This window comes from Methyloversatilis sp. (genome assembly GCF_030696805.1).
Taxonomy (GTDB): Bacteria; Pseudomonadota; Gammaproteobacteria; order Burkholderiales; family Rhodocyclaceae; genus Methyloversatilis.
In genome coordinates this window covers 1-7,563 of record NZ_JAUYRO010000015.1, presented here as the reverse complement: position 1 = coordinate 7,563, position 7,563 = coordinate 1, and the positions used below count along the sequence as shown (strand labels likewise).

Sequence of the window (7,563 nt, the reverse complement as noted above, 5' to 3'; positions counted from 1 at the left end):
AACCGGATGCCTGAGCGACGGGCACTGTTGGTCTGACTGCTTGGCGCTTGCCGCAGCGATCCACTGGTATGAACGACAGTTCGAGTACGGAGGCTCCGGAAACGAACCCCCGGGGCAACACACGTCGGCCGATGATGACTTGTACCGCCTGATTGATCGCTGTAAAGCGTCGCAAACAGGCTGTACTGAATCCCTCCACCCCAGTGGTAGTAGACATCGGCAAGTTCAACCGGGTCGAGCACATAAGTCCACGGATCCGCCGGATTGGCATTCAAAACGTCAATAAAGGCATCAAAGACTTCCGGATGACTTGCCCCATAGATGAGTCGCCAGCCACTGTGCCACAGGCAAGCCTGCGGCTCCTCGGCGCTCGCCCCTGTGCGAGGACAACAAAGCAGCATCGCGACGGCAAGCGAGCCAAGAAGCTTCCAACCACGCATTGAGATCAAGGGCTGCGTTTCCCTACGTGACGATTCAAAGGTCATTTTCCATCACCTTTGGCGAACGCGACGCGCCGCCCAACAACCCCCAACCCCGCCAGCAACAAAACAATCGTCGAAGGTTCAGGCACCGGCGCCGCAATCAGGGCCAGCGTGCCGTTCGACACATCAAGTCGGTAACCCGCCTGCGTCAGGTCACCGGATAGCGCGAGCCGGCCGGCTTCGGTGAACACGATGTCGTTGGCCCAGGCCAACTCGATGCGTTGCGCGCGGTGCGCGGGATCGAAGCCGGTCAGTGAAAGGTCGACCGCCTGCGAGATCATCAGCGTGCCGGCTGCGAGCAGCGGCCCGGTGCGCAGGCCACCGGCAAGGTCGAATTTCAGCGCGCCGCCGAGATCGATCAGGCCGGATACCGACAGGGCTTCACCCGTCAGCAACAGGCTGCCGCCTTCGCTGACCGAGATGTCGCCGCCGAGGATGCCGGAGGCGACCAGCCGTGCGCCGGCCAGCACTTCGAAGCTGCCCTCGAGCGCACCGCCGAATACCAGTTCACCGGCGGCGACCACGGTGTGACCGGCGTAGTCGTAATCGCCCAGCAAGGTCAGCCGGCCGCTGCCCGCCTTGGTCAAGCCGCCCGGCCCGTCGATGCGGCCGATCAGCGTGATGTCGAAGCCGTTGCTGTCGAGCGTGCCGCCGTCGGCGCCGAGCGCGATATGCCGGCGCAGTGTGAGGTCGTCGAGCGCCTGCAGCGTACCCCCGGCGATCAGCAGTCCGCCGCGTGCATCACCCAGCCGGGCATCGCTGTCGATGCGCAAGGTGTTGCTGATGGCGGTGCCGCCGCTGTGCGCGTAGGTGCCGGCCAGCGTCAGCGCGCCGCTGCCATAGCTGTACAGCACGCCCGCGCCGCGGACCGTGCCATGGTGCGTGTCGTCTTCGTCGATGAAGAATCCCACGCCGGCACCGTGGGCCACGTCGATGTCGCGGCCGAGCGTACTGCTGCGACCGACCAACGCGCCTTGCTGAACCTCGACAAACGCCTGCGTGTTGGCACCGCGCAGCCAGAGCAGGCCTTCGCCTGATTTCACAAAGCGGCCAGCGCCCGACAACTCACCCGACCACGCAGCCGTGTCGGCGTTTGTCATGCGCAGCACGCCCTCGTTCTGCACGCGCTGGCTGGCAAGCCCGGGGCTGACCGACAATTCGCCCGCAAGGACGCGCGTGGTGCCCGTCCAGGCCGCGTCACCGACGACCTGTGTGCCGCTGCCGTCCTTTTCGAATGCACCGCTCCCTTCTATGCGACCGCCGAAAACCCGGCGGCCCCCGGATTGGTGGACGCGCAGCGCGTTGTCACCCAGCTTGACCGTGGCGCCGCCTCCAAGGTTCGACAGACCGGCCAGCGTTCGCGCGCCATCCGCCGCGCTGAGATCGACTACCGCGTCGTGCGCCAGATAGATATGGCTTGCGTCCCCGGTGCTGCCGCGCCCCTGCAACGCCAGCGTGCCGGCGCCCACATCCACCGTGCCGGTGAAGTGGCCGACCTGGCTCAGCGTGAGTTCGCCGCCGCCCGACTTCTTGAGCGTGCCATCGCCGGACAGGCTGTCGAAGAGGGTGAGCCGGTGATCACCGAGATCGACGGTGCTGTTGCCGGTGCTGTGCAGCGCACGCGCCAGTTCAAGCGCCGACGACAACTGCAGCCGGCCGCCATCGAGACGCAAGGCCTGTCCGGCCGCACCCAGACTGACGTCGATGCCGGCGATCAGCGTGCCGCGCACCAGGGTGCCGCCGGCCTGCGTGTTGTGCCCGGTCAGTTCGATGCGCGCATTGCTGCCCACCTCAAGCATGCCGGCGCCGGACAGCCGACCGGCAAAGGTGTCGCCCGCGGGTGACGGCCCGCTGATCCGCAATGTGCCGCTTCCCAGCCACACATCGCCGGCACCCGACAGACTGGCGGCTTCGGTCGTCGTCGTCAGGGCGGCAAGGTCCAGCGTGGCATCCAGCTCAACCAGGATGCGCGGACGCTGACCGGGCGTGGCACCGGCCGCAAGCTTCAGTCGGCCTTCCGCCACGTGCAACTCGCCGCTGAAGGTCTGCGCACGGTTCAGCAGCAGTTCGCCGCTGCCGGCCTTGACCACCGTGCCGGCGCCCGACATGACGTGATCGAAGCGGTCGGCGTCCGACTGTTCGAACACCAGCGTCCCGCCCGAACGCACGGTCACATCGGTGCGCAGGCTGGCCGCAGTTGCTGCCAACACGCCGAAACTCACCACCGGTGCCGCGTGCCAGACGTTGTCGGCGTGCGTCAGGCGCAGCGTGCCCGCACCCTGCTTGTACAGCGTCTGGTGAGCCGTGACCTGGCCGTGGATGCCGAACGTGTTGCCCTGCGTGTCGATCCAGGCTGGCCCGGCCGGACGAGGCGTGAGGGGCGCGGGCGCTGGCACCGGCATCGGCGTGCCATCAGGATTGACTATCGGAAGGAAGGCGTAATCGGCGCCGTACTGCGAAGTGGTGTAACCGATGACGACATCGCGGAAGGTGTCGAAACTGGCACCGATGACCAGCCGCTCCGAACCCAGGTAGAGCGTTGCACCGGGTGCACCCAGATCGGCATCGCTGAAGGCGGTCCACAAGTGGCCAGTCCACGCCTCGAAGTCGGGCCGGTCGTAATCAAAGGCAGGCAGACAGCAGTTGTCCACCAAGGTCCCGCCTGCCCCGTAAATGGGGTCGATGAGGTGCACCTCGTCCTTGAGCTTGCGCCAACCCTCATATGCGGCCGCCAGCGACGTCGGATCGACCGGGCCGTCGTAAAGCCCCGCCGCCACCGGCAGGGGCGCCGCCAGGGCCAGTGCCAGCAGCACGCAGGGATATCTTCCCGAATCCATCTCGAACCCGTACGCATAATGAGTGCGTACAAGTGTCACCCGCATTGGCTACACGGACGTGACATCTGCATGACAGCAATCCGGTCCGCCAACCGGCCGTGCCGCAGTGATCGGCAGGGCAGAATCCGTCGACCGGCGAGCTACCGGCGCGGTGAGTCCGGCAGCCGCCGCTACTCCGGCTGCGTCCCCACCGCGAGCGGGGCGCCGTCGTCGTGGCGGGCCAGCCAGTCAAGGGTGGTCTGGCGGTAGCGCACCAGGCCCTTGTATTCGGCCAGTTCGTTCGGCAGCGAGCCGAGCACGCGGTTCAGGCGCTTGGCCCAGCGTGGGTAGGTCGCCAGTTCTTCCATGCTGGCAAGGTAGCCGCGGATCGAGAACAGCATGCCGTTGCTGCGCGGCAGGCGGAACAGGGTCTGCAGTTCCACCCGCAGATGCACCTTGGGGCCGACGTTTTCCGGCGTGACGCTGGCGCGGTCCTGACCCCATTCGGGATAGGTTTCGGGCGCGGTATCGAGGCGCGGGTTGATCGTCATGGTCCAGTTCAGGCGGCGCACCGGGCGGCCCTGCTGCAGCATCAGCAGATACTTGAGTGCGCGCTCGAACACGCCCAGCTCATGAGCCAGCGGCACCGGGCCGTGCCATTCCATGAAGCTCATGCCGACGTCGAACGCGAGCGACCAGTCGGCCTGCGAGGTGATCATGCCGGCGTCGGCGAACAGGTCGTTGTTGCGCTGATCCATGATGACGAAATCGCCCTGGGTCTGGCGCGTGATGTATTCGAACGGCGGGCACGGCAATGTGGCGGCGTCGCCGAAGGTGAAGGACTGGTCGATGCCCAGCGGCTTGTTCACCCAGCGCCAGCGCTCGCCATCCTTTTTCAGCACGAACAGATCGGGGTAGTCGCGCGCCATCGATTCCATCAGCAGTTCGAGCGTGTCCCACTCGGCGTCCATCATGTGCGGCAGCGACACGCAGCGGCCCGGGTCGCGCTCCAGCGTGATCGCTCGGTCGCGCATTTCGGCGATGTAGTGCTCGTCGATGTCGAACGCGTGCTCGTACACCGAACCGGCCGGCCCGCCCGCGTGCGGCTCCATGTTGACCGAGTACATGTACTGGTCCTGATGGAAGGGGAAGGGGAAGCGGCGGATGGCGGCCGGCGAGTTGCGATAGGTGTAGTCGTCGCGAAAGGTTTCGTCCGGCTTGAAGGCTAGGGTCATGTCGTCGTCCTCACAGGTTCAGGGTCAGGCAGCCGCCCTTCAGGCGCGACACGCAGGGCATGATTTTCGTGCCCGACGCGCGCTCGTCGGCGCTCAGATACAGGTCGTGATGGATCAGCTCGCCCTCGGCGCCGAGCACTTCCAGTTCGCACTGGCCGCAGGCGCCGCCGCGACACAGATAGGGTGCGTCGACGCCCTGCTGTTCGATCGCTTCGAGCAGCGACAGGTCGCTCGGCACGCTGAAGGTGTGGCCGCTGAGCGCGAGCTTCACGTCGAACGGCTCGCCGCCGCTTGGCGCGAGGAACTGTTCGCTGTGCAGATGGCTGTCCGGCCAGCCCAGCGACTTGCCGGCATTCAGGCTGGCGGCCACCATGCCGGCCGGGCCGCAGATGTAGAAGTGGCTGCCGAGCGGGCGACCGGCCAGCAGCGAGCCGAATTCGATCTGTTCGCGGCGCGACTGTACATAGTGGTGGATGCGGCCGGGCGCCAGCGCTTCGAGTTCGTCGGCGAACACGCCGAACTCCGGCGCGCGGTAGGCGTAATGCACTTCGAAATCGGCGCCCAGGCGCGCCAGTTCGCGCGCCTGCGAAAGGATGGGCGTGATGCCGATGCCGCCGGCCACGAGGATGTGGCGCCGACCGGTGCGGTTCAGCGCGAACAGATTGACCGGTGCGGAGATGTCGAGACGCATGCCTTCGCGCGCCGCTTCGTGCAGCCAGCGCGAGCCGCCGCGCGACGTCTCCTGCAGGCGCACCGCGATGCGCCAGGTGTCACGCACCGACGGGTCGCCCAGCAGCGAATACGGGTTGCGGTGCAGGCGATCGCCCAGCGGCAGCGACAGCACGGTATGGCTGCCGCCGGAGAAGACCGGGAAATCGGCGCCGTCGTTGCGCCGCAGACTGAACTCCCGGATGCCGGGCGCCAGGTCGCGGATGCGACCGATTTCTACGTTCAGGGATGCGTGGCTCATGGGTAGATCACCTCCGCGGCCGGGATGTCGCCCGGCGCTTCGGCGTCGATCTGGAAGCCCATGTAGGCGCCCAGACGACGCGAGAAATGGTCGCGCACGAACAGCGCCCGGCCACAGCCGCTGCACGGCACGATATGGGTGTGCACGCCGCGCGTGACGGTACGGCAATGCACGCAGAACACCGGCCGGGCGCGCGTGCCCGCCTGCATCAGGCGCATTTCGTCGCGGCTCATGCCGAAGCCGTCGGCCAGGCGCGCCGCCTGCCAGATGGCGTCTTCCGGTCCGACCAGATACAGCCGGGTGCCCATCTGCGCGGCGCGCAGCGTGTCGCCCAGCGCTTTCAATGCAAGTTCCAGCGTCGCGGCGGCGATGGTGTGAACGCCGGGCGGTCGCTCGGCCAGCCAGCCAGCCAGCGGCTCGCCGCCGGCATGCTGCAGAATGAGCGTGATCGGGCCGGCAGGCGGCTGCGCCCAAAGTCGGCGCGCCAGCGCCGCCTCATCGGCCGCGACGAACAGCACGTGATGGGTGCCGGCGCGGTCCCATTCGAGCGCGGTGTAGACCGGCTGGCTTTTGATGGCGGGGGTGGACATGCGGCGTCTCGTGGCAAGGGGAGAGAGCTCGCCGACCCGCCGCGCGCCTGGGCGCAGCGGGTCGGCGTCGATGCGCTATCAGCGCGTCCTGTCGGGATGGGTACGCTGGCGCAGCGGGTCGTAGAACGGCGTCGGCACCACCAGCGCGGCCAGATTGCCGGCCTCGCTGCGGATCGTCAGACGGGTGCCGATCGACGATTTCGCCGGCTTCAGGTGCACCATCGCCAACGACTGCATCAGCAGGCGGCTGTAAGAGGCCGATGTAACCACGCCGACTTCGGTGTCACCGTCATAGACCTTTGCACCGGCTTCGACCGCTGCGTGGTGCAGCACCGTCATGCCAGCCTGCTTCACGCGCTCGCGCCCCTTCAGGTGCAGCACCGCAGCCTTGCCGATGTAGTCGCCCGCCTTGTCGAGGTCGACCGCCCAGTCCATGTTCACTTCCCACGGCGTGGTGTCGCCTTCCGGCATTTCGAACGGGAAGAACAGCAGCGCGCCTTCGACGCGTGTCAGATCGAGCGCGGTCCACGAACACGGGATGACGCCCTTCGGCTTGCCCGCTTCGAGGATGGTGTCCCACAGGAACACGGCGTCGGCCGCACTGCAATACACCTCGTAGCCTCGCTCGCCGGAGTAGCCGCCACGGCCCAGCGTCACCTTCTTGCCGAACAGTGTGGTTTCGACGTGGTTGAAGTAGGGCAGCGCAGCCAGGTCGGCCGGCGTGTGTGGCTTCAGTACCTCGAGTGAAACCGGGCCCTGCAGCGACAGGATGTGCACGTCTTGATCGGAGGTGATGGTCACACTCCTGCCGGCAGCCAGTGCGGCCAGCGTCTTCGGCGTGGCGCCGCTGCCGTGCGAAATGCGGAATCTGTCGGCGGCGTCGCGGATGATCATGATGTCGTCGACCAGCGCACCGGCTTCGTTCACTTCGCCGCCGAGACGGGCCGTACCCGGCTTCAGCTTCGTGACGTCGATGGTGACCAGGCGGTCGATGACGGCTTCGGCGTCCGGGCCGGTCACGTTGACGATGTTCAGCGCCGACACGTCGTACAACCCGGCGCGCGTGCGCGTGGCGACCACTTCATCGTGCGGACAGCTGCTGTAACTCCACGGGATGGGCATGAAGTTCCACGTGTCGCCGTCGAGCTTGGAGCCGAGCTGGCGGTGCCGCTCGTTCAGAATCGAATTCCTCTGCATTTCCCGGTGTCTCCCTGTCTGACATGTCGCCGCGCAACGCGGTCGATCCGGGACTGATTCTGTTGTCCGGGTGGGTGCGGGACAATTCTCACGAGGGATTACCTACTTGGAGGTAGCCGAGCTTTTCGCGGCAGCGCCACCTGCTCGCGGCAGGGCAGTTTGATCGGACGGCGGCGCCCGGCCCTCACCCCCGGCCCCTCTCCCACTGATGTGGGAGAGGGGAGTGTCGAAGGAGGTTTCCACCCTCTCCCACTGATGTGGGAGAGGGGAGTG

At 66.8% G+C, this 7,563-nt stretch carries 6 protein-coding genes; all 6 read right to left on the bottom strand.

Annotation, left to right across the window (positions count from 1 at the left end):
• Positions 1-485, bottom strand: a 485-nt coding sequence (locus Q8R75_RS02200; protein WP_305663496.1) for a hypothetical protein, incomplete at its 3' end; no start/stop codon positions are given.
• Positions 482-3,319 carry an autotransporter-associated beta strand repeat-containing protein gene (locus Q8R75_RS02195; protein WP_305663495.1) on the bottom strand — a complete coding sequence of 946 codons (2,838 nt, stop codon included), beginning with the start codon at positions 3,317-3,319 and terminating at the stop codon, positions 482-484. The genes Q8R75_RS02195 and Q8R75_RS02200, both read right to left, overlap by 4 nt.
• Positions 3,320-3,489: 170 nt before the next feature.
• Positions 3,490-4,533: a DUF3445 domain-containing protein gene (locus tag Q8R75_RS02190; RefSeq protein ID WP_305625950.1), complete on the bottom strand. Its 1,044-nt coding sequence runs from the start codon at positions 4,531-4,533 to the stop codon at positions 3,490-3,492.
• A 10-nt stretch (positions 4,534-4,543) separates the two neighbouring features.
• Positions 4,544-5,503 carry a PDR/VanB family oxidoreductase gene (locus tag Q8R75_RS02185; RefSeq protein WP_305614589.1) on the bottom strand — a complete coding sequence of 320 codons (960 nt, stop codon included), beginning with the start codon at positions 5,501-5,503 and terminating at the stop codon, positions 4,544-4,546.
• Positions 5,500-6,093 (bottom strand): dimethylamine monooxygenase subunit DmmA family protein, encoded by a 594-nt coding sequence (locus tag Q8R75_RS02180; RefSeq protein ID WP_305614590.1) that lies wholly within the window; start codon positions 6,091-6,093, stop codon positions 5,500-5,502. Before Q8R75_RS02180 ends, Q8R75_RS02185 begins: the two co-directional genes overlap by 4 nt.
• Positions 6,094-6,171: 78 nt before the next feature.
• Complete coding sequence (locus Q8R75_RS02175) at positions 6,172-7,290, bottom strand: aminomethyltransferase family protein (protein WP_305625949.1); 1,119 nt, start codon at positions 7,288-7,290, stop codon at positions 6,172-6,174.
• Positions 7,291-7,563 lie beyond the last annotated feature (273 nt).